The 21,790-nt window shown below is 42.3% G+C and carries 21 protein-coding genes; 1 reads left to right on the top strand and 20 read right to left on the bottom strand.

The features are described 5' to 3' along the window. Positions 1–486 precede the first annotated feature (486 nt). The gene (locus H8Z77_RS02080) at positions 487–1,221 is read right to left on the bottom strand and encodes a YebC/PmpR family DNA-binding transcriptional regulator (protein ID WP_069988436.1); all 735 of its coding nucleotides are present in this window, start codon (positions 1,219–1,221) and stop codon (positions 487–489) included. A 103-nt stretch (positions 1,222–1,324) separates the two neighbouring features. After that, entirely contained in the window at positions 1,325–2,674 is a 1,350-nt protein-coding gene (locus H8Z77_RS02075) for an RsmB/NOP family class I SAM-dependent RNA methyltransferase (protein WP_186996024.1), read from the bottom strand. Between the two features lie 73 nt (positions 2,675–2,747). Here H8Z77_RS02075 and H8Z77_RS11545 point away from each other — a divergent pair, with 73 nt between their 5' ends. Next, a complete protein-coding gene (locus H8Z77_RS11545) occupies positions 2,748–2,879 on the top strand; it encodes a hypothetical protein (protein ID WP_268873772.1) in 132 nt (43 codons plus the stop codon). An 85-nt stretch (positions 2,880–2,964) separates the two neighbouring features. Here the strand turns inward: H8Z77_RS11545 and H8Z77_RS02070 are convergent, their stop codons facing one another. The 18 genes from H8Z77_RS02070 to hprK form a co-directional block, all read right to left on the bottom strand. Beyond that, positions 2,965–3,831, bottom strand: coding sequence for a YitT family protein (locus tag H8Z77_RS02070; RefSeq protein WP_069988434.1), 867 nt, complete (start codon positions 3,829–3,831; stop codon positions 2,965–2,967). A gap of 103 nt (positions 3,832–3,934) precedes the next feature. Beyond that, positions 3,935–4,291 carry a Mini-ribonuclease 3 gene (locus tag H8Z77_RS02065; protein WP_286165378.1) on the bottom strand — a complete coding sequence of 119 codons (357 nt, stop codon included), beginning with the start codon at positions 4,289–4,291 and terminating at the stop codon, positions 3,935–3,937. A 68-nt stretch (positions 4,292–4,359) separates the two neighbouring features. Continuing rightward, positions 4,360–5,628 carry a GTPase ObgE gene (gene obgE, locus H8Z77_RS02060; RefSeq protein WP_186996023.1) on the bottom strand — a complete coding sequence of 423 codons (1,269 nt, stop codon included), beginning with the start codon at positions 5,626–5,628 and terminating at the stop codon, positions 4,360–4,362. 336 nt (positions 5,629–5,964) lie between these two features. Next, a complete protein-coding gene (gene rpmA, locus H8Z77_RS02055) occupies positions 5,965–6,243 on the bottom strand; it encodes a 50S ribosomal protein L27 (protein WP_069988431.1) in 279 nt (92 codons plus the stop codon). 5 nt (positions 6,244–6,248) lie between these two features. Next, complete coding sequence (locus H8Z77_RS02050) at positions 6,249–6,569, bottom strand: ribosomal-processing cysteine protease Prp (protein WP_069988430.1); 321 nt, start codon at positions 6,567–6,569, stop codon at positions 6,249–6,251. After that, complete coding sequence (gene rplU / locus H8Z77_RS02045; protein ID WP_069988429.1) at positions 6,569–6,880, bottom strand: 50S ribosomal protein L21; 312 nt, start codon at positions 6,878–6,880, stop codon at positions 6,569–6,571. The genes H8Z77_RS02050 and rplU overlap by 1 nt, the downstream gene beginning before the upstream one ends. Positions 6,881–6,997: 117 nt before the next feature. Continuing rightward, complete coding sequence (folD, locus tag H8Z77_RS02040; protein ID WP_186996022.1) at positions 6,998–7,858, bottom strand: bifunctional methylenetetrahydrofolate dehydrogenase/methenyltetrahydrofolate cyclohydrolase FolD; 861 nt, start codon at positions 7,856–7,858, stop codon at positions 6,998–7,000. Then, complete coding sequence (gene lgt / locus H8Z77_RS02035) at positions 7,842–8,948, bottom strand: prolipoprotein diacylglyceryl transferase (protein WP_186996021.1); 1,107 nt, start codon at positions 8,946–8,948, stop codon at positions 7,842–7,844. The genes folD and lgt overlap by 17 nt, the downstream gene beginning before the upstream one ends. Before the next feature lie 43 nt (positions 8,949–8,991). Further along, positions 8,992–10,281 carry an EF-P 5-aminopentanol modification-associated protein YfmH gene (yfmH, locus tag H8Z77_RS02030; protein WP_186996020.1) on the bottom strand — a complete coding sequence of 430 codons (1,290 nt, stop codon included), beginning with the start codon at positions 10,279–10,281 and terminating at the stop codon, positions 8,992–8,994. Continuing rightward, positions 10,274–11,557 carry an EF-P 5-aminopentanol modification-associated protein YfmF gene (gene yfmF / locus H8Z77_RS02025; protein ID WP_186996019.1) on the bottom strand — a complete coding sequence of 428 codons (1,284 nt, stop codon included), beginning with the start codon at positions 11,555–11,557 and terminating at the stop codon, positions 10,274–10,276. The genes yfmH and yfmF overlap by 8 nt, the downstream gene beginning before the upstream one ends. Positions 11,558–11,716: 159 nt before the next feature. Continuing rightward, positions 11,717–12,676: a 6-phosphofructokinase gene (pfkA, locus tag H8Z77_RS02020; protein ID WP_069989485.1), complete on the bottom strand. Its 960-nt coding sequence runs from the start codon at positions 12,674–12,676 to the stop codon at positions 11,717–11,719. Positions 12,677–12,896: 220 nt separating this feature from the next. Beyond that, positions 12,897–16,331, bottom strand: coding sequence for a DNA polymerase III subunit alpha (locus tag H8Z77_RS02015; protein ID WP_186996018.1), 3,435 nt, complete (start codon positions 16,329–16,331; stop codon positions 12,897–12,899). 19 nt (positions 16,332–16,350) lie between these two features. Next, positions 16,351–16,734, bottom strand: a complete 384-nt coding sequence (locus H8Z77_RS02010) for a VOC family protein (protein ID WP_186996017.1) — start codon at positions 16,732–16,734, stop codon at positions 16,351–16,353. A 283-nt stretch (positions 16,735–17,017) separates the two neighbouring features. Beyond that, on the bottom strand, positions 17,018–17,926 hold the full coding sequence (gene whiA, locus H8Z77_RS02005; protein WP_186996016.1) for a DNA-binding protein WhiA: 909 nt from the start codon (positions 17,924–17,926) through the stop codon (positions 17,018–17,020). A 12-nt stretch (positions 17,927–17,938) separates the two neighbouring features. Further along, positions 17,939–18,802: an RNase adapter RapZ gene (gene rapZ, locus H8Z77_RS02000; protein WP_069988421.1), complete on the bottom strand. Its 864-nt coding sequence runs from the start codon at positions 18,800–18,802 to the stop codon at positions 17,939–17,941. Between the two features lie 5 nt (positions 18,803–18,807). After that, on the bottom strand, positions 18,808–19,719 hold the full coding sequence (gene murB / locus H8Z77_RS01995; RefSeq protein ID WP_186996015.1) for a UDP-N-acetylmuramate dehydrogenase: 912 nt from the start codon (positions 19,717–19,719) through the stop codon (positions 18,808–18,810). A 91-nt stretch (positions 19,720–19,810) separates the two neighbouring features. Then, entirely contained in the window at positions 19,811–20,527 is a 717-nt protein-coding gene (locus tag H8Z77_RS01990; protein ID WP_069988419.1) for a phosphatase, read from the bottom strand. A 112-nt stretch (positions 20,528–20,639) separates the two neighbouring features. Continuing rightward, entirely contained in the window at positions 20,640–21,602 is a 963-nt protein-coding gene (hprK, locus tag H8Z77_RS01985) for an HPr(Ser) kinase/phosphatase (RefSeq protein ID WP_069988418.1), read from the bottom strand. Positions 21,603–21,790 lie beyond the last annotated feature (188 nt).

Raw genomic sequence — 21,790 nt, 5'->3', positions numbered from 1 at the left:
AGACTAATCTCAACTTACCAACGAATCAATCACTCTAAAAGGTATCAAAGGCACAAAAAATTTCCTCCATTTACATCTATTATCCTAATATTTCAAAAATTTTGTTCCGTTCTATTTTGGTTCGTAATACCTTTTCAAAACATTTATTTCGCTCAAAATTGGAAACAAAAACTGTTTGTAGAACTTTCCCGGTAAAACCAGAAGTTTCCGTAACAGCCAAAATCCAATCGTAAACAAATCTTTTAGAGGGCTGAAGATAGGTTTCCTGTAACTAGTTTCCGTACTTTATATGCCACCTGTAATTTTAACTTTCCCTAACAACTTGCTAATCCCCTCTTTAGCAAAGCCTTGTTTCTTATTGGGTTTGAAATCTTCTATCATAATTTTCAAACAAAGCTATTTTATCTACTCCCTAGGGTTGTCCTCTTTAAGCGGCAAAAGCCCCTGCTTTTTGCAACACGAAAAAGCAGGGGTTTCATTTATTTTTTACAGTTCATCTACATTCTCTAAGTTATGCCAAACTTCCTGTACATCATCATTGTCTTCTAAGCATTCCAGCAAACGGCTCATTTTTAATTTGCTATCCTCATCGGTTAAAGTGGTATAAGTTTCTGGAACTTGTTCTACCTGTGCGGTAGTGAAAGTATATCCTTTTTCAGATAACGCATCCCGTACAGCGGAAAAATCGGATGGTGCTGTCACAATCTGAGCGCAGCCATCACTAAACTCAAAATCATCCGCACCAGCTTCTAAACAATCTTCCATTACTTTGTCCTCGTCCAGGTCTTCCCCTTCAATGACGATGACCCCTTTAGGATTAAACATAAAAGATACGCAACCTGTTGTCCCCAAATTACCGCCAAATTTATCAAAATAATGGCGCACATCGGATGCGGTACGGTTTCTGTTATCGGTCAAAGCTTCTACAATTACCGCAACACCATTTGGACCATATCCTTCGTAAATGATATTTTCGTAATTGTTTTTATCTTCCCCACCAGCCGCTTTTTTAATAATGCGGTCGATATTATCATTTGGTACGTTGTTCGCTTTCGCTTTGGCAATCAAATCACGTAATTTGCTGTTGTTATCTGGGTCTGGTCCGCCTTCCCGAACAGCAACTGTCATTTCACGGCCAATCTTCGTAAATATTTTTGCCTTTTGGCCATCGGTTTTTTCTTTTTTCCTTTTGATTGTACTCCACTTAGAATGTCCTGACATATCGATAGATTCCTTTCATTTAGTCTTATTACAAGCCAATTTGGCTACACATGGCTTCCTATCCACAAAAACTGTGGAACAATATCTAATTTATTATAGCATACTAAGAGAATTCACGCAATCCCTTTGGATAATGGTTTTTCATCCGTCCATTGGAGGCTTTTCCTAGCCCTAATGGATAATCGTCCACCCAGATACCACAGTATCCTTTCTGTCCGGGATCACAACTGATCTCCATCCCTTTTAAGTATTGGAATACCCGCTCGTCTTTTGAGGACAGATTGAGGCATTTTTCTGCTTTCAAATGATATGGGCATTTCATCAAATGATGTTCTGGAACAAACCTATTTTTTACCACACGTCCTGCCAGAACACCCGCACGTAATACCTTTACCCCATGCAAAACAGGCATTTGGGTAGGCAGGATAGAAACCATATCCCGATTTAATACAACGGTATCCGGCAAGGTATCCTGGAATGTTTCCTCCCAAAACTGGGCGAACAGTGGGATATCCTGTGATTTCGCGCCGGGTTGGAGGGAAAAGCTGGATTCCCCTTCCTTTCGCAGCCTTGCTACAAAGTGCCCTTCCCCGCCCTGATGGGGGAATACACGATGCATTTTACTCAAATCATACGGAACATCCAACCAATTCTGACGGGAAGGCTGTCCAATACAGGCTGGAACTTGTTCCAAGCTGAAATCAGGGTTACGATCTAAAAATTCGCACACCACCATTTCATTTTCCTCTAATGAAAAGGTGCAGGTGGAATACACCAAAACGCCCCCTGGCTTGACTGCCCGCTTTGCGCTCTCCAAAATCTCCAGCTGGCGGTTGGCACAGCTCAATGAATGTTCCGGCGTCCATTCTGCAATCGCGTTGGCGTCCTTTCGGAACATTCCTTCCCCAGAGCAAGGGGCATCCACCAGCACACGGTCACACAGACCATCTAATTGTTGGCATAGCTGTTCTGGATGGGCGTTGGTGACTACTGCGTTTTGGATTCCCATCCGCTCAATATTGGAAAGAAGGATTTTAGCACGGTTGGCTACATATTCATTGGTAATCAAAACGCCTTTTCCCTGCATTCGGGCTGCAATCTGAGTGGATTTTCCCCCTGGCGCCGCACAAAGATCTAAGACTGTTTCCCCAGGTTGGGGATCCAAAGCTAAAACCGCCGTCATTGCGGATGGCTCCTGTACATAAAACGCTCCGGCATGATGATGGGGAAGATGTCCAATGCCTTCCCCTTGTTCCAGATAAAATCCTTCCGGACAATGGGGGATTGGAGATAATTTCAGGTTAGAATATTTTAAAAACTGTGACACATCCCCTAGCAAGGTATTTACACGGACACCACGGGTTGGCGGTTGTTGATAGCTCTCCAAAAATTGAGGATAGTCATCCCTCAATAGTATTTTCATTTTATTTAAAAAAATGGAATTGAAATCCATAAAAAACTCCTATCCTATTTTGTATAAAACAAATTTTCTATCACATAATAACACTGTAAGTGAGGTGATAAATATGAGTAAAAATCAAACTCCAAATACACAGGACAAAAACAATTATGCTCCTGAAAACCGTAAACAACAATGTCCAACGAACAAAAAACAAAATCAACCACAGAATAAAAAACCTTCTGAAGATTTCAGATAATATTTAATGAAAAAAGAAAAACCCGAAACAAACCGACGAAAAATCCGCCGGTTTGTTTTTTTATCATAAAAGTGTTAAAAAGCACCTATTTTAATTTATCTTCCGCTGATTGGAATCCATATCCAGATACTTCCGACGCATCTGTAACAATCATAAACGCATTTTCATCCGCATCTTTTACAATGTGTTTTAAGCGGTAAAATTCATTCCGTGTAACAGCACACAATAATACTGTTCGGCCATCTCCTGAATAGGCACCTTTCCCTTCCAACACGGTACAGCCTCGGTCCAACTTATCCATAATGGCTTTTGAAACAGCATTCCCATGGTTGGTAATAATTAAAATCATCTTTCCCATATCTGTACCATAAATCACATAGTCAATCAGTTTCGAGTGAATAAATGCCACAATAATACCATACAGGATGGTTTCCATTTCACGGAATACAATGGCAGACGCAGCGATAACTACTGCATCGGTAAGCAATACAACATTACCGAGCTGAACATGGGGAACTTTTTTTTGAATCAAACGGTTTAAAATATCTGTACCGCCAGTAGAGCCCCCATAAGAATATTGTAGCCCCATCCCTACGCCAATTAATACAGCGCCAAACAACGCTGTCAACATTTTATCAAATTCCGGATAGGTAAACTGGGAAAGTACCATATCATACAAAGTAAAGGTCGCCAAAGAGAAAAATGTTTTGAAAATAAACTGGTGCCCCAATTTCCAAAATCCAATGACAATCAACGGGATATTGATAATTAAGGAAGCAGTACCAACTGGAAAGCCTGTCAACTGGTAGAGAATCGCAGCGATACCAGTAACGCCTCCTAACGCGATTTTAGATGGCACAATAAAGATGGAAACACCTAGTGCATAAATCGCAGACCCGATGGCAATCATCAAATAATCCTTAACCAATGCTTTTACTTTGCTTTGCTGCATAGAAAAAACGCCCCTTTATCTTCACCACAAAAGTGGATAAAATACTGCTGCCATTTAGGACGCTGGAAAACGGTAACAACATGTTTCTCCGGCGTATATTGGATTACGAAAAATCCATATTATTTATCATAAGCAAAAATAATTCATTTATACGCTCTATGTCGCCTTTTAGGTATAAATACCCAAATAAGGTTTCTAAGCCTGTTGCGGCACGGTATTCTTTGGGGTGGGAGCTTTTTGGCACATGGTTGCCAGTAGCATTCCTTCCCCGTTTAAAGATATCCATTTCTTCTTCGGTCCAATACTCTTTTAAAAACTCAACCGCTTTGCATTGGGAAGAAGCGCATACAATTTTAACTGCCTTTTGATGCAGCTTGTTCACAGGCATACTGCCTGAAGATGTAATATATTCACGAACCAGCAATTCAAATACAGCGTCCCCCAAAAAAGCCAAGGTCAATGGGCTGTACTGTTTTGGCTGGATGTCTGGTTTTATAAATGGTAACGTAAAACCACTGCCCTTCTCTATTAGTATACGAAATCAAATTGCCATCCAAACAGGTCAACAGTATCCCCTTCTTGGATGCCCATTTCTTCTAACCGCGCGATAATCCCTGTGTTACGCAACACACGCTGGAAGTATTGCAATGACTCATAATCATCAATATTGACTGTGCGCAAAATACGTTCCAAGAACGGTGCGTCAATATAATAAATGCCATCTTCCAATCGGATTTCAAAGGATTGCTGTTCTTCCTCGCTGATTTCCAGCGGAACATAATCGGGTTCATATTCCCGGATTGGTGGGAGATCCCGCAACGCATTGGCAATGGTAGATACCAATTCTTTTGTCCCCAAGGTAGTAGCGGCGGAAATAGATAAAAATTGGTAACCTTGTTGTTCAATATAGGCACGCAATGTATCTATCTGTTCCTGAGTTGCCATATCGGATTTATTGCCCACTACAATCTGAGGACGCTGGGCTAAATCTTCGCTAAAATTCTTTAGTTCCTGGTTGATTAAATTAAAATCTTCAATAGGGTCCCTGCCTTCACTGCCGGAAACATCCACTACATGGACGATTAAACGGCAACGTTCTACATGGCGCAAAAAGTCATGGCCTAATCCAACGCCATCGCTGGCGCCTTCAATCAACCCAGGAATATCCGCCATGACAAAGGAATTCCCTTCATCTATTTTAACAACCCCTAATACCGGGGTTAAGGTGGTAAAATGATAGTTGGCGATTTTTGGCTTAGCTGCACTGACCACCGAAATCAAGGTGGATTTTCCCACATTCGGGAAACCAACCAACCCAACGTCTGCCAGCAGTTTTAATTCCAACTGCACCTCAAACGCTTCCCCAGCAAACCCTGGTTTGGAAAAACGGGGAATCTGCCTAGTAGGAGTAGCAAAACGAGCGTTGCCTTTTCCTCCACGGCCTCCATGGGCGATAATCACCGGTTCATCCCCGGAAATATCCGCCATGATTTTTCCGGTTTGCAGTTCACGGATAATTGTTCCCCGTGGGACTTTAATCACTAAATCCTGTCCATTTTTTCCGGTACAGTTACGGCCGCTTCCGTTTTCGCCCCGCTCTGCCGCGTATTTTGTTTTATAGCGAAAATCAATCAAGGTGGAAAGATGGTCGTCAGCTTGGAAGATAATGTCCCCGCCTTTTCCGCCATCGCCGCCATCCGGACCGCCAGCAGCCACGTATTTTTCCCGGTGGAACGCAACGGCGCCATCACCGCCGTCACCAGCTTTTATTTTAATTTTTACAACATCAATAAACATAATTTTAGTCCTCACAATCTACTGACATCATCACAATGGATGATTGATTTGGACAAAATTATTTTAGCTTTTTTACTTTATACCATTTCCAGTATTTTGTAAAGGGGAGCTAAAACAATTTTATGGGATCTTTAACAAGTTAGAAAAATCACAATACTATTTTTAGATTACATGCAATCCAATTGGTATTGGGATTGATGCCTTAAATAGAGCTGGTAACAAACAGCCCTATATTCTGTTTCCCCTTATTATTCCAAAACCATCGCAATAAAAACGGTTTTGTAAAAAAATAAATCCTGAGAGGATTCCCAGGATTTATTCATTCATCAAATAAAATTAGTCTGCGTATACGCTAACTTTTTTACGGTCACGGCCTACACGTTCAAATTTTACTTTACCGTTTGTTAAAGCAAACAGAGTATCATCAGAACCACGACCTACATTCTCGCCCGGATGAATGTGGGTTCCTCTTTGACGAACGAGGATGTTACCAGCCAATACAAACTGGCCATCAGCACGTTTTACGCCCAAACGTTTGGATTCGGAATCACGTCCGTTTCTGGTAGAACCAACACCTTTTTTATGAGCAAAGAACTGCATACTAATTCTTAACATAGCACTTACACCTCCGATTTGGTAATTAAAATAGTTCCTGGGTAATCTTCTGACAACAAACGGATGTGCAACGCAAGGGCTTGCAAAAAACTTTGCGCCTCTGGTTCCACTTTTTTGCCGTCAAAGACCAGTTGAATGTTGTTTTCTGTTACCTGGACAGTCGGTGTCTGATGGAGGATTTCTGTAATACCGTTTATGGTTAACTGTACTGCTGAACTCACTGCAGCACACACAATATCACGTCCTGCCTCGTCAAACATTGCATGTCCGGAAACCGAAAAACCAACGAAATTGCCGTTTCTCTCGGCCAGCCGAAACTGTATCATTAAGCGTTAATTGCTTCGATTTTCAGTTTGGTATATGGCTGTCTGTGACCCATTTTACGTTTGGAGTCTTTTTTAGGTTTGTAAGTGAAAACAGTAATTTTTTTGCCTTTGCCGTTTTTCACAACAGTAGCAGATACGGAAGCACCATCAACATAAGGAGCTCCAACAACCATACCGTCTTCTTTTCCTACAGCGATTACTTTGTCGATAGTAACATTGGATTCTGCTTCTGCATCCAATTTTTCTACAAAGATTTCGTCGCCAACAGAAACCTGGTATTGTTTTCCGCCTGTTTCAATAATTGCGTACATCAGTTTTTTCCTACTTTCTTTAAGAACTCGCTACAGGAAGGCGGCGCACAGGCGCACTTATAGCCCAACGTATGCGGCTTTTTTATTGTAACATATGATAAAACGGTTTGTCAACCTTTATTTTTGGTTTCTTTTGTGCTGTAATTTGGCTGCGGTCACTGTGTTGCGCATCAGGGTGGCAATCGTCATTGGCCCTACTCCACCTGGTACTGGTGTCAGATAACCCGCAGCTTCCTGTACCTCGTCATATTTGACGTCGCCGCATAATTTACCATTTTCCAAGCGGTTCATCCCAACGTCAATGACAACAGCGCCTGGTTTTACCATATCAGCAGTTACAAAGTTAGCTTTGCCCACAGCGGCAATTAAAACATCTGCTTTACTGGTAATTTCCTTTAAATTCTGCGTTTTGGAGTGGCAGATAGTAACTGTGCCGTTTTGGTGCAGCATCAACATCGCCATTGGCTTTCCTACAATATTGCTGCGTCCAATGACAACGCACTGTTTACCGGTTAAATCCACACCGGTGGAGGCAATCAGGTCCATAATCCCCGCTGGAGTACAAGGCAGAAAGTCAAAATCGCCAATCATGATTTTCCCCACATTATAAGGATGGAACGCGTCCACGTCTTTGATTGGGTCAATCGCATTTAAAATCGTTTCCTCATTGATTTGTTTTGGCAATGGAAGCTGTACCAGAATCCCGTTTACTGTAGTACTTTGGTTCAGTTTTTTCACCAGTTCCAGCAGTTCTTCCTCGGTTGTGGAGGCTGGCAACAGGTATTCTTCCGAATGAATACCAAGTTCCTCACAGGTACGTTTTTTAGAACCAACATATACCTTGGAGGCTGGGTCATCCCCCACCAGAACAACCGCTAGACCAACTGGAATCCCCTGTTGTTTTAAGGTAGCAACTTCCTGTTTTACCGCTTCTTTTACCTGAGCGGAAATCTTTTTCCCATCAATTAACTGACTCATCGTCTTGTTCCTCCTGTGATTCATTGATTGTATTGGATTGATTTTCTTGTTTTGTAGAGACTTCATCCGAATCTGTTGAAACCGTTTCCAGTTGCTCAGCCAACTGGACGTTTTCCTGCATGACGGGAGTGTCCTCTGATACAGCCTGCTGTTCTATTTTCTCTGCTGGTGCTGCTTTACCTTCGGATTCCTGTTTTTTTGCCAGCCATTGCTTCCATTCGTCCGAATCTGCATATAGTAGAGAATGGTCTACCCCTGCATATTTTCTGCGGATGAGGATAATCGCAATAACAGCCAAAACGACTAGCACTCCAGCGAGCAATTGGGAAACACGGATTGGTCCCAGCATCAGACTATCAGTACGCAAACCTTCCACGATGCAGCGTTCAAATCCATACCAAGCCAGGTACATCAAAAAGACTTCCCCATCAAATTTACGGCGTTTGCTGTAGATATGGAGTAGTACAAATCCAGCCAAACACCAGATGGATTCATACAAAAAGGTAGGGTGAACCGGTTGCGTTGGGTCAACACTCATGCCAATGCTGTTGAGATAATCCATTTTGCTGTACAATTCACTTTGAATTTTTGGGCTAAACATCCCCCAAGGGAGGTTGGTATTGCAGCCATAAGCCTCAATGTTGAAGAAGTTCCCCCAGCGTCCAATTCCTTGTCCGATTAAAAACCCTAAACCAGCTAAGTCAAACATAGGTGCCAGTTTGACTTTCCGGAATTTGCATACAAGTCCGCCAACGAGCAGGGCACCGATAATCCCTCCATAAATCGCCAATCCGCCGCTTCGGGTGGAAAAGATGGAAAGCAGGTCGTCTTTATACATATCCCAGCTAAAGATAACATAGTACAGCCGGGCCCCAACAATGCCGCCGATTAAACCGCCGATGATTACCTCAAACATCCTGTCATTATCTACGCCAAACCGGTTGCTGTTACGATAGGCGTATAAAATCGCTAAAATCAATCCAAGCCCAATTAAAATGCCATACCAATAAACTTGGAAATCACCAATTTGAAACGCCACGTTGTTTAAATTTAATTCTATCCCTAATTTCGGAAAACTAATACTATTCATGGTCCTCTCCTATGTATTGCGGGAGTCCCCGCAATGGTTTACTTTATTTTTCTTTGCCCACTGGAAAAACAATGGAAATCACAGATTTTTCATTGTCATATTGTTTTAAAAAGTCCACTACATCCTGGTACTGGATGTTCGCCACGGTTTCAATCCGATCATACACATCCACACCGGAAAAATAGGAATCCAACAGGTTGCCGGCAACCGCTTCCACATTGTTGAACTGGCGCATACAACGGCCATACAACATTTTTTTCGCCAGTTCAAATTCTTCTTTTGGGATACCGTCTTTTTGCAGCTGGGATACTTTTTGCTGAATAAAAGCATAAACCTGGTCTGGATCACGGGATTCCCCTTCAAACAGGTTGCAGAAATATCCATTTCCGTCCATTACCTCACTGCCAATGGCTCCGCCACTGATTAAGCCGGTATCATAAAATTGACGATACAGTTCACTGCCTTCTCCTACCAACAGTTCGTTGATCAAATCGGAGACAACTTCCGCTTTTAGCTGTTCTTTCCCACTGGCTGGCTGCATTTTATAGCCAATACAGAACAATGGCAGGGCAATTTCCAACGAGATTTCCTTGCGGTTTTGGACAATTTCCGCTGGTTCCTGATAGCTTCCCCGTTCAATCGTGATTTTTTCATTTTCTTTCAAGTTAGCATTAATAATCTGTAACGCCTCATCCGGGTCAAAGTTACCTGAAATCGCCAGCACCATGTTGTTCAAGTTGTAAAAAGTGTTATAGCAACGGTACAACAAATCCTTGTCAATGTGGGAAATACTCTCCACAGTACCGGCAATATCCACTTTTACTGGGTGGTTCTGGTACATGCAGCCCAGCGCGTTAAACAACACCCTCCAACCGGCGTCATCGTCATACATGCGGATTTCCTGGCCAATAATCCCCTGCTCTTTCTCCACTGTTTCTTTGGTGAAATAAGGGGACTGTACAAAGTTTAACAGGATTTCCAGTGATTCCTTGAAATTGTCAGTACAGGAAAATAGATAAGCTGTTTTGTCAAAAGAAGTATAGGCGTTAGCGTTGGCACCAGTTTTGGCATACAAACTAAAGGCGTCCACTCCATCCTCACTCTCAAATAATTTATGCTCTAAATAATGGGCGATACCATCAGGAACTGTAACAAAATCATCATCCAAGTTGGTTTTAAACGAACGGTCGGTGGAACCATATTTGGTGCCAAACAAGGCATAGGCACTGCTATAGCCTTTCATAGGATAAAGAAGGATGGTCAATCCAGTTGGATGTTCCACTTTGATATATTGCTCTTTGATCCGTTGATTGGTAATCATCTGTTTATTCATGGTCATCCTCCTTACTGGTTAGTACGTATACGGTATCCAGCTGTACCTGGTTTGCTGCTGCAATAATGTCTTCCCGGGTACAATGGTCCAGCATAGCAATCTCATCTTGTGGAGTATATTCAGTACCACAGCAAATCTGCATCAGATACCAAACTTCCAGGTTTGCCAGGCTGTCTCCCACCGTTTTCGCCCCATTCATCAGGCTCAAACGGGTGTGGTCAATTTCTTCCTGGGTAAAGTCCCCTTGTTTCATCAATTCCAGCTGGTGAAGGATTTCCTGTTTTGCTTTTTCAATATTCTGGTTTTCAATGCCGCAATCCACCGTCATAATCCCCTTGATTTTATCCATACGGGCTGCACAGTAGTAGCACAGGCTCATTTTTTCACGGACATTCAGGAACAGTTTGGAAAACGGTGTTCCACCATAAATAGCACACATCAGCCGCATGGCATTGGTCTGCTGGTCGGTTGCTTCCGTACCAGTACGGAAGCCCAACACCATTTTGGACTGTGCCACCTGAAAACGCTCAGTCACCTCTTGGAGCTTGTCCACCTGTTTTACAACGGAATTTTTCATAGAATAAGTATTCTCCCGCTGTACATTGGCAAACGCTTGCTGGAATACCTGTTTCGCAACCTGTTCATTTCCACAGCCTGCATAAATAATCTGAATATCCGCAGTGGAAATCACCTGGCGGTAAGCATTGGTCACCTGCTCTGCTGTCAAGGTTTCCGCCTGTTCTACTGAACCATATTTATTATTTCCATAAGGTTCTGTGTTGCACATCAACTCGGTTAAACGCCCGATGGCATAAATCCGTTTTTCATTGATTTCGCTGTTAATCAAATCAATCAGGTTTTGTTTTTCAATTGCCAAATCCTGCTGGCGGAACAGCCCTTGTTCCAGATTTGGTTTTAGCAAACTTTCACATAAAATGGTAGCAGCCTGTTGGGTAAGAGCTTCCCCTTCTAACCCGTAGGTATCATCCAAACAGGAAATCGAGAGGTTTAACACCTGGTTATCCCCTATTTTACGTACATCAGCTTCCAAATAAGCCCCGTATAACGACATTAACTTGCGGTTAAGCTGCGTCATATCCGGGCAACTCTGGTTCCCTTTTCGCAACAAAAACGGGATAATCGCCCGCTCAGTAGCGGTAGTTGAATCTAATGGTAAAAACAGATTGACAGAAATGCGGTTTGTTTTAAAACGTTTATCAAGAATCGAATTAAAATAAACCCCATTCGCAATCTGTTCCCTTTTTAATGGATACATGGATAGAATCCTCCTTTACAAAAACCGGAAAAGCCTACTGCCCCAGTTTATCATTTCATTATATCATTAGATATTTTAGCACATTTATACAGAACTGTCATTACCATACTGTTAAAAAACGGCCGGATTTCCATCCAGCCGTTTCTATTTGATGCTTTTTTAGAAAGAAATTTCGTGCGCCAGGTTGTAAAGTTCCATTGGAAATTCTTTTTTCATATTCAGGGCTTCCTGAATATCAAAATCCACAATCTGATCTTTTTGCAGGCCGACAACACGGTTGCCAATCCCTTGGGATAACAGTTCTACCGCATGGTAACCCAAACGGCTAGCTGCAACCCTATCCCGTACAGTTGGGCTTCCGCCACGCTGTACATGGCCTAAAATAGTTGCTCTGGATTCGATCCCAGTAGCGGATTCAATCTCTTTGGCCAGCTCGGTTACATTTCCAATCCCTTCTGCCACCATAACGATAAAATGATGTTTACCAGAAGAACTTGCCCGACGAATTTTTTCAAACAAATCGTTTAAATCCAGCTCTAATTCTGGAACAATAATATAGCTGGCACCACAGGCAATCCCGGTATTCAAGGCAATATAGCCGGCATGTCTTCCCATTACTTCCACCACGCTGCAACGGTCATGGGACATGGTAGTATCCCTCAATTTATCCACCATTTCCATAGCGGTATTCATAGCAGTATCATAGCCAATGGTATAATCAGTACACTGAATATCATTATCAATGGTACCAGGAATCCCTACACATGGTACCCCTCTTGCGGATAGATCAGCCGCTCCACGGAAAGAGCCATCCCCACCGATAACAACAATCCCATTGATGTTGTTGTCAAAACAAGTTTTTTTCGCTTTGCGCAAGCCTTCATCAAAGCGGAATTCCGGACAACGGGCAGTATACAATTTGGTACCGCCATACTGGATAATATCAGAAACACTTCTTACATTTAAAGGGATAATTTCACCATTAATTAATCCGTTATAACCACGTTGGATTCCCACTACTTCCATTCCTCTGGAAATTGCGGAACGCACAACCGCACGGATTGCAGCATTCATCCCTGGGGCATCCCCACCACTGGTTAAAACGCCAATTTTTTTCATTTCCATAACCGTATCCTCCTCGCATTCTATCTAGCAATGGTTGCATCAATAATGCTCTATTCTTATTGTATAGCGATCAAATTCAGTTGTCAATAAAAATACCCAAATTTGTTATGTTTTTAACAATGTTTTTGCATTTCCACAATTTTCATTTTTGTTCCGGGGTATTTTTTTATATTCTATCAAAAGAAATCCATAACACTCTTTGATAAATAGGCTGCTATTTTACTACCACATTTCCGTTGCCAAGCAGGTAAACCAAACGGTTTTGTTCCGCCTGATCCAACCGTATTCCTTTTTTAGAAGATAGCTTTAAATATTTGTTCTCATCCTGTAAATAAAAGGATACCTGGCACAACCCAGGATGGGAGGCAATTTCCTGTTTAATAGCAGGAATCCGCTTGTCGGTACGGGAGTCCAATTTTAAATAAACAGTTTTTGGCTTTTCCTTTTGCAAACAGACTAGGTCATTACACAGCACCTTTTTGTCCCCATCTTTTTCTGAGATAGAACCATTTACCAATACAGGCGCACCCTCTGAGATAGATTGTGCAGATTGGGCATAAATATTCGGGAAAAAAATTACCTCTATCTGCCCAGTACGATCCTCTACAACACCAAAAGCCATAGCCGCCCCTGCTTTTGTCTGGATTTTTTTCAAGCTGGTAATCGTACCCGCAATCTGTACCACCGATTTTTCTTTGTAATAGGAAGATTCCTCATCTTTTAGGATTTCCAAAACTTGATCCAGCTTCCATTTTTGTAAAATATCCTCATATGGGTCTAAAGGATGGGAAGAAAGGTACAGCCCCGTGGTCATTTTTTCCATCTCCATCAATTCCTCGTTGGAATACTCCGCTACATTCGGATAGGTGTGCTGCTCTTCCTCCGCCGCAACTGTTTGGAACAGGTTAATCTGTCCAGTGACATTGGTACGTTTAGAAAACTGGATGTTTTCTAAAATCGCTTCATAGGATTCCACCATTTGGCGCCGGTTTTGGGGAAAACAATCGAACGCACCGCACTGGATTAAACTCAATATCACCGATTTGGTCATATCGTATTCCAGCATCCGGCTGATAAACTGGTATAAATCCTGAAATGGTCCATTTTTCTCCCGTTCCGCTACGATTTTCTGGATGACCCCTTTGCCCAGTTTTTTTACTGCCAGCAGTCCAAAACGGATTTTCCCATCCTCTACGATAAACTTGACACGACTGTGGTTGATATCCGGCGGAAGCATTTGGATATGCTGTTTTTTACATTCCCCAATATAGAAAATAATTTTATCTGTATTGTACAGAACGCTGTTCAGCAAAGCCGCCATATATTCCATAGGGTAATGGCATTTTAGATAAGCGGTTTGATAGGATAGCAAAGAGTATGCCGCTGCATGGGATTTATTAAAGGCATAGGAGGCGAAGCTGGACATATCGTTGAAAATTGCTTCCGCAACCGGTTCTGGGATTCCGTTCGCCACAGCGCCAATACATTCCACGCTGCCGTCCTCATTGATTTTTCCATGGATAAAATTTTGGCGTTCCTGTTCCATCACGCTAGCTTTCTTTTTGGAAATCGCACGGCGTACCAGGTCAGCGCGCCCAAACGAATACCCTGCCAACTCCCGGAAAATCTGCATGACCTGTTCCTGGTAAACAATAACCCCATAGGTGACATCCAGGATATGCCGCAATGATTCATGGCGGTAGGTGATGGATTCGGGATGCAACCTGTTTTCAATAAACCGGTCAATAAACTGAGATGGCCCAGGGCGGTACAAAGACAAGACCGCGATTAAATCCTCCAAACAAGAGGGCTTCATACGGCTCAGCACTCGTTTCATCCCATCGCTTTCAAATTGGAATACCCCGTCCGATTCCCCTTGCGATAGCATAGCGAATGTCTTTTTATCCTCTAACGGTATGGTATCAATAGAAAATTCAGGGGTATGGAACTGAATCGCTTTTTCTGCGTCATGGATGACAGTCAGGTTCCTCAAGCCTAAAAAGTCCATTTTTAAAAGCCCCAAATCGGCTATGGTATTCATTGTATACTGGGTAACAATTGCCTCATCATTTTTTGCTAGAGGCACATATTCGTCCACCGGGCGGTCGCTGATTACCACCCCAGCAGCATGGGTAGAGGTATTTCTGGGCATACCCTCCAGTTTTTTTGCCGTATCAATCAGTTCGTGAACCTGGGCGTCCTGCTGGTATGCTTGAGCCAGCTCTACCGAAGCATCTAGGGAGTCCTGAATCGTAATCCCCAAACGATTTGGAATCATCTTGGCGATTTTATCCACCGTATCATATGGCATTCCCATGACACGTCCAACATCACGGATAGCACCTCTGGTTGCCAGAGTACCAAAGGTAATAATCTGTGCCACATGGTCCGCTCCATATTTGTGAATCACATAGTCAATTACTTCCTGGCGGCGTTCATAGCAAAAATCAATATCAAAATCCGGCATACTGATTCTCTCTGGATTTAGAAAACGCTCAAATAGCAGGTTATACTGGATCGGGTCAATTCCAGTTATCCCAATACAATATGCAATTAAGCTTCCCGCTCCCGAACCACGTCCCGGGCCAACTGGAATTTTCTGCGATTTAGCATAACGAACAAAGTCAGATACAATCAAATAATAATCAATGAAACCCATTTTGGAGATGACATCAATCTCATATTGATATCGCTGCATAATTTTTTCAGGCGGATTTTCCCCATAATAACGGTGTAAACCTTCCTCGCAGAGGGAAAGGAAATATTCCTTATTGTCCTCTCCGTTCGGTGTTTCAAAATGAGGCAGCTTTGTTTTACCAAATTCAAATTCCAAGTTGCATTCTTCCGCAATTTTTTCTGTGTTTTCGATTGCTCCTGGAAAGTTTTGAAATAGCTGCTTCATCTCCTGTTCTGATTTGAGATAGAATTCTTCGGTAGGGAATTCAATCGCCAGTTCTTCCTGTAATGTTTTTCCTGTTTGGATACACAGTAAAACTTTTTGGGTTTTAGCGTCCTCTTTTTTGATATAATGGGCGTCGTTCGTTGCGACTAAACCAATCCCTGTTTCCTGGGATAGTTTTACCATTCTGGGGAGGATCGCCTGTTGGTCAGAAATTCCATGGTTTTGGATTTCCAAATAAAAGTTCCCTTTCCCCATGGTTTCCTGATAATCCAACGCAATCTGTTTGGCACGGTCATAATCATTTGCCAGCAAAGCCCTTGGAATTTCTCCAGCAAGGCAGGCGGACAAGGCGATAAGCCCCTCGCTATGTTCCCGCAGCAAACCATGGTCAATCCTAGGGCGATTATAAAACCCCTCCACATAACCGGCGGATACCAGCTTTACCAGGTTTTGATATCCCACCATATTCTTGCACAAAAGCACCAGATGGCTTGGACCGGTATCAATTTTATGCACTTTATCAAAGCGGGTTCTTGGTGCCACATACACTTCGCAGCCAATAATTGGTTTGATTCCTTCCGCTTTACAGGCGCGATAAAAATCAATTGCTCCAAACATATTGCCATGGTCGGTAATCGCAATGGCATCCTGCCCCATTTCTTTCACATGGGAAGCAATCTCCTGAATTCGGCACGCACCGTCTAACAGGCTGTATTCCGTATGGACATGAAGATGAACAAATCCCATTGGTTCCTCCTATCAAAATTTATATTGTCAATTCAATCAGGTTTTCTTCTGGCCCCAAGATGCAGCTTTCGTAGTATCCATCTCCAGTGGTCCTTGGACCGCTAACCACTGGATATCCTGCCTGGGAAAGTTGCTGGGTCAGCTCGTCCACTTTTTGTTTGCTGCCAACGCAAAAAGCAATATGGGCATAACCAGTTCTGAATGGTTGCTTTTGTGTATCGCACAAATCAGGCCGGTGCATGATTTCCAACCGTACCCCATCTGAAAACGAGAGGAAATACGACCGGAATCCTGTTTTAGGATTGTAGTAACCTTCGTTTGGAACAGCGCCAAAAAACGAAACAAAAAAATTCTTCATTTCTTCCAGCTGATTCACATAAACTGCTATATGTTCTATTTTCATTGAAAACACTCCTAAACAACAATGTATCGGATCAAATCGCAAACGGTGAAATTGGCTGGAAGGACAATCATATTCCCATAAGGACAGCCCTTTTTATCGACTGTTGTAGCCATAGGCGATAAAATACCAGTACAACACTCGCTGATAGGAAGCTGGTGTTATCTATCCAATTATTTTTATCTGTTTAAGATGATTTAATCCCTTTTATTCCACCTTATGCTGTTCCAGCATATATTTTAGTGGAACATAACACAAAAGACAGGCGTCCCCCAAGATGCCTGTCCTACGAGCGCAATTTATCCGCGATTTCACCAATTCTTTTTAACCGATGATTAATACCGGATTTACTGATTTGGTTTCCCATTGCCTGCACTAGCTCATTTAAAGAAAGCTCTGGGTTTTCCAGCCGGATCTGTGCTACTTCCTTCAAATTGTCGGGAAGGTATTCTATCCCTTTTTTCTGGATAATCAGTTTGATATCCTCCACCTGTTTTGCGGAAGCCGCTACGGTTTTTCCGATATTAGCGGTTTCACAGTTGGTTACCCGGTTTACCTTGTTCCGCATATCTTTCATCACTTTGATGTTCATTAGTTCCAAGGTGGAATTGGTAGCACCCATTAAGGTGAGCAGGTCTTCAATATTCTCACTTTCTTTTAAATATAAAATAAAGTTATTTTTCCGTTGGGTCAATTTAATTGGAATATTAACAGAGGAGAGGATACTTGCAAGGTTTGCCGCCAAATCATGGTTTTGAACCACAAATTCCAGATGGTATTCTTTGTGAGGGTCGTTCATGCTACCACAGGAAACATATGCCCCCCGCACAAAAGAAGCCAGGGCATTCTCATCCTTCAACTGCTCCGGCGTTACCATTTTCGGCATGCCGTTCTGAAAAAAATGCTCCTTAATCCGATCCAAATCCTGGGGATTATCTACTGTAAGGGTATACAAATGGGTTCCATTCCGCTTTAGGCTGGGCGCGGTAATTACCGTCAGGATGGTTTCAAACTCGTCAATCAAAAAATCAATAAAGCGGTCCGCAATTTTTCGGTTTTCGGTTTGCATCACGCAGTTTCCACGCTCAAACGCACGGCTAAATAACAACATGGCTGTCAATTCTACTAGCATGCACTCCCGGTCCGCCGGCATTACTTCGCAAAGCTCATCTTTGACAGCTACTGAAAATGACATGTTCCCATCACCCTAATTTTTCGTAATATCCCTGTGATTGACACTCACACGGTTCCCTTTTTCACTCAAATACTTATAAAACAGTTCCGCAAATGTGACGGAACGGTGTTTGCCCCCTGTACAGCCAAACCCAATCGTCAACTGGCTTTTTCCTTCATTGAGATACAACGGAAGCAGAAAATCAATTAAATCCCTGATTTTTTCAAACAGTTCAGCAGAGTTAGGGGAATTCATCACATAATCCCTTACTTCCTGATCCAGACCTGTTTTATGTTTTAATTCCTCAATATAAAACGGGTTGGGCAAACAGCGCACATCAAACACCAAATCCGCATAAGTTGGATCGCCATACTTAAATCCAAAGGACATACAGTTAATCATCATACCAGTGGCGTAATTATCCAAAAACAGGGTGCAAATCCTCTCTTTTAACTGGGCGTTAGAGAGCAAAGAGGTATCAATAATATAATCTGCCCGCTCCCGTACCGGGGAAAGGATTTCCCGTTCCAGTTTTACCGCTGCTTCTAATGAGGTACATTTTTCTCCCATCAAAGGATGTTTCCTTCTGGTTTCTTTATAACGGCGGATTAAAACAGAATCGGAAGCATCCAAATACAACAGTTTATATTGGAAATTTTGGTCCTGTAACAAATTCAACTCATTAAAAAGGCCGCTAAACAGCTCTTTTCCCCCACGGATATCGGTTACAACAGCCATTCTGCCCAAATCGCCTTTGGACTGGATGCCAATTTCTACAAATTTGGAGATTAATTTGGGCGGAACGTTATCCACACAAAAAAATCCAATATCCTCCAAAGCATCAATCGCCCTGGATTTTCCTGAGCCAGATAAGCCTGTTACAATAATCAGTTCCATATACCTTATTCCCCAATCCATTTTACTTCGCAATCCAGATGGAACCCAGTCCGTTCAAACACCACCTGCTGTACATATTCAATCAGGTCTTTGACATCTTGACAGCTGGCGTTTCCAGTATTAATTAAAAAACCACTGTGTTTTTCACTAACCTGAGCGCCCCCAATTGTTTTTCCTTTTAGACCGCACTCCTCAATCAAAGCGGAAGCGTAAGCTCCTTCCGGACGTTTAAAAGTGCTGCCAGCACTGGGATATTCCAGTGGCTGCTTGGTCTTTCTCCGTTCCAGCAGTTCCATCATCCTAGCCTTAATTGCCTGCGGATCGCCTTTGTGCAATTGCAAATAAACATCGGTAATACAGTAGCCCGAATCCGTATAAGCACTGTGACGGTACGAAAAATCCAGCTGCCCCTGGTCGTAAATGCCAAAAGCCCCCTGAGTTGTCACATGCTCACAACGATAGATAACATCCTTCATTTCCCCATCATAAGCGCCAGCGTTCATATAAGCTGCTCCGCCAATGCTTCCGGGAATGCCAAAGGCAAATTCCAGCCCGGTTAAACTGTGTTCGAAAGCGAATTTACAAACCGAGGCCAGGCTTGCGCCAGCTTGGCAAAGGATTTTATCTTCCCCGATTAACTCAATCTTCTGGAACTGATCCCCCATACAGATGACAACGCCATCATATCCATGGTCAGATACCAGTAGATTTGAGCCTTTGCCTAAAACAAAATAATCCACATTATTTTGTACACATTCAAAAATAGTACGGCGGAATTTTTCACGGCTATCTGGAATTACCATCATAGCAGCATTGCCACCAATTTTAAATGTTGTATACTCCTTTAATGGAACTTCCCTTTGATACTGAATCTGATACTGGGAAAATAGTTCTTCTAAAACTGTATATTTATCCACAATCCACTCTCCGCATTCTATTGAAAAAATGATGTTTCACCGCTTACTGCCACCTGTGCAGAAGGTATTATAACCAAAAAGGCTTTGATTACTATTTTATGTTTCTTCTCTTTTTAATATGTTCCATCAACCGGTCATAATCCGCATTTAGCACCAGGTTTTCTGGAAAATCAATCTCTTCCAACATTGCCAAACTATTAGGGTAATGTCCAATACAAGGGGCAAAATGGCAATCCGAGTTCACCGCAACTTTTACCTCATATTTTTTACAAAGCCGCGCGATTTCGGTACAATTTTTTTCACAGCCTTTTCTTACCACAAAAGAGGCTTCGTTGATCTCCACCACTTTATCATACTCTTTATAATATTTTACTACTTTTTCGTAATCATATTGGAACCCCAGCTGACCACTATGTCCAATCATATCCACCAAAGGGTTTTTCGCCGCCGCAATATACGCTTTTGTATGCTGTTCTTCCGTACCAGGCCAGCAAGCAGACGCATGGAATGACGCAATCGTCCAATCAAGGTTTTTTAAATAGGTTTCTGGTACATCCAAACTGCCGGTAAAACCCATAATATTGGCTTCTACCCCTGTCAGCACTCGTACCCCTTCTACCACTTCTGGTATCGCCTGCATATTCAATAAGTGTACCAATTCAGGTGCATCTGGGACACCAGGGCCATGGTCAGTTAACGCAATTGCTTGATGCCCTGCCAATTTGGAATAATGGATATTTTCTAACAACGTACTGTATGCATGGTCTGATGCAATGGTATGTGTATGCAAATCTGCAATAATTTTCATAACTGCCTCCTAACAAATACAAACCATTTCTAATTCACTTTTCTCTGTCAATTCCATAATAAGGCTACCAAATCCCCGCTGCTACGCAGTGGGGACCTGTTGTGCCACTCTGTTAGTATAAATCCCAGTTTTCTATTTTTTCCCGTTCCTCGTCATCCGTCAGTCCTAATTTTTCCATCAATTCAGTAGCAGCGTTGTACCCCATTTTTTTCTGACGGTTGTTCATTGCGGCTACTTCCAAAATAACGGCCAAGTTACGGCCTGGTTTTACTGGAATCGTGTACTGTGGAACTTTTACATCCATAATCTCTGCATATTCCACATCCATTCCCGTGCGGTCATAAAATTTATTGGAATCCCAAGGTTCCAGTTTAATGACAAGGTCAATTTTTTCTGTAATTTTAATAGCACCCATTCCAAACAACCGGCGGGCGTTTACAATGCCGATACCACGTAACTCCATAAAATGGCGGATATTTGCTGGAGAGGACCCTACCAGGGTACGGCTGGATACTTTGCGGATTTCTACTGCGTCATCCGCAATCAAACGGTGTCCACGTTTAATCAGTTCCATAGCGGTCTCGCTTTTACCAACGCCACTTTCCCCTAGAATAAGCATACCTTCGCCGTACACCTCAACTAACACTCCGTGGCGGGTAATCCTTGGCCCCAGTTCCACGCTCAAAAAAGAAATTAACGCGGACATAAAGGCTGATGTTTTTTCGTGAGTCCTTAAAAGAGGGATACCGGTGTCCTGTGCCGCCTTAATCATCTCAGGGAAAATTTCTAGATTACTGGTTACAATTAGCACAGGTATCTTTTTGGAAAACATCAAACTTAAACGCTCCTGGCGCAGTGCTGGATCCAAATCTTCCAAATAAGCGTATTCCATATTTCCGATAATCTGGATTCTAGTAGGCTCAAAATTTTTATAAAAGCCGGATAAATGAAGTCCCGGACGGTTTACCTCAGTGGATGAAATTTCGATTTCTTCTGCTTTGCCATGCAAACAAATTGGTTCCAGATTAAATTCTTTAATCAATTTTGATAATTTAACTGTAAAAGTTGTAGACATGCCATTCCCTCCTATCTTTTTCCGTGATGAATCTATTTGTAAATTTATTATACTATAAAACCATCCTGTTTTCAACAGAAACAATGGATGGTAACGGTTACAATTTGTAAAATAATTACGAAGGTAACTTAAAATCTACGTAAAATAAAAGTTTTTTTCGGATAGTCTTCCTTTAAAAACATAAATTG

Source organism: Clostridium facile, assembly GCF_014297275.1.
GTDB lineage: Bacteria > Bacillota > Clostridia > Oscillospirales > Ruminococcaceae > Massilioclostridium > Massilioclostridium facile.
The sequence above is the reverse complement of the archived record's forward strand: the minus strand, read 5'-3'. Positions and strand labels throughout refer to the sequence as shown.

Excerpts from the sequence above, each read along its gene's own strand:
- H8Z77_RS02070 (WP_069988434.1), bottom strand. The coding sequence starts at position 3,831 with ATGCAGCAAAGCAAAGTAAAAGCATTGGTTAAGGATTATTTGATGATT.
- lgt (WP_186996021.1), bottom strand. The coding sequence starts at position 8,948 with ATGAATAGTATTAGTTTTCCGAAATTAGGGATAGAATTAAATTTAAAC.
- whiA (WP_186996016.1), bottom strand. The coding sequence starts at position 17,926 with ATGTCATTTTCAGTAGCTGTCAAAGATGAGCTTTGCGAAGTAATGCCG.
- yfmF (WP_186996019.1), bottom strand. The coding sequence starts at position 11,557 with ATGTATCCATTAAAAAGGGAACAGATTGCGAATGGGGTTTATTTTAAT.
- H8Z77_RS02080 (WP_069988436.1), bottom strand. The coding sequence starts at position 1,221 with ATGTCAGGACATTCTAAGTGGAGTACAATCAAAAGGAAAAAAGAAAAA.
- folD (WP_186996022.1), bottom strand. The coding sequence starts at position 7,858 with ATGAGTCAGTTAATTGATGGGAAAAAGATTTCCGCTCAGGTAAAAGAA.
- H8Z77_RS02075 (WP_186996024.1), bottom strand. The coding sequence starts at position 2,674 with ATGGATTTCAATTCCATTTTTTTAAATAAAATGAAAATACTATTGAGG.
- H8Z77_RS11545 (WP_268873772.1), top strand. The coding sequence starts at position 2,748 with ATGAGTAAAAATCAAACTCCAAATACACAGGACAAAAACAATTATGCT.
- hprK (WP_069988418.1), bottom strand. The coding sequence starts at position 21,602 with ATGTCTACAACTTTTACAGTTAAATTATCAAAATTGATTAAAGAATTT.
- pfkA (WP_069989485.1), bottom strand. The coding sequence starts at position 12,676 with ATGAAAAAAATTGGCGTTTTAACCAGTGGTGGGGATGCCCCAGGGATG.
- obgE (WP_186996023.1), bottom strand. The coding sequence starts at position 5,628 with ATGTTTATTGATGTTGTAAAAATTAAAATAAAAGCTGGTGACGGCGGT.
- H8Z77_RS02015 (WP_186996018.1), bottom strand. The coding sequence starts at position 16,331 with ATGGGATTTGTTCATCTTCATGTCCATACGGAATACAGCCTGTTAGAC.
- rplU (WP_069988429.1), bottom strand. The coding sequence starts at position 6,880 with ATGTACGCAATTATTGAAACAGGCGGAAAACAATACCAGGTTTCTGTT.
- H8Z77_RS01990 (WP_069988419.1), bottom strand. The coding sequence starts at position 20,527 with ATGAAAATTATTGCAGATTTGCATACACATACCATTGCATCAGACCAT.
- H8Z77_RS02050 (WP_069988430.1), bottom strand. The coding sequence starts at position 6,569 with ATGATACAGTTTCGGCTGGCCGAGAGAAACGGCAATTTCGTTGGTTTT.
- yfmH (WP_186996020.1), bottom strand. The coding sequence starts at position 10,281 with ATGAATAAACAGATGATTACCAATCAACGGATCAAAGAGCAATATATC.
- rapZ (WP_069988421.1), bottom strand. The coding sequence starts at position 18,802 with ATGGAACTGATTATTGTAACAGGCTTATCTGGCTCAGGAAAATCCAGG.
- H8Z77_RS02010 (WP_186996017.1), bottom strand. The coding sequence starts at position 16,734 with ATGAAAATAGAACATATAGCAGTTTATGTGAATCAGCTGGAAGAAATG.
- rpmA (WP_069988431.1), bottom strand. The coding sequence starts at position 6,243 with ATGTTAAGAATTAGTATGCAGTTCTTTGCTCATAAAAAAGGTGTTGGT.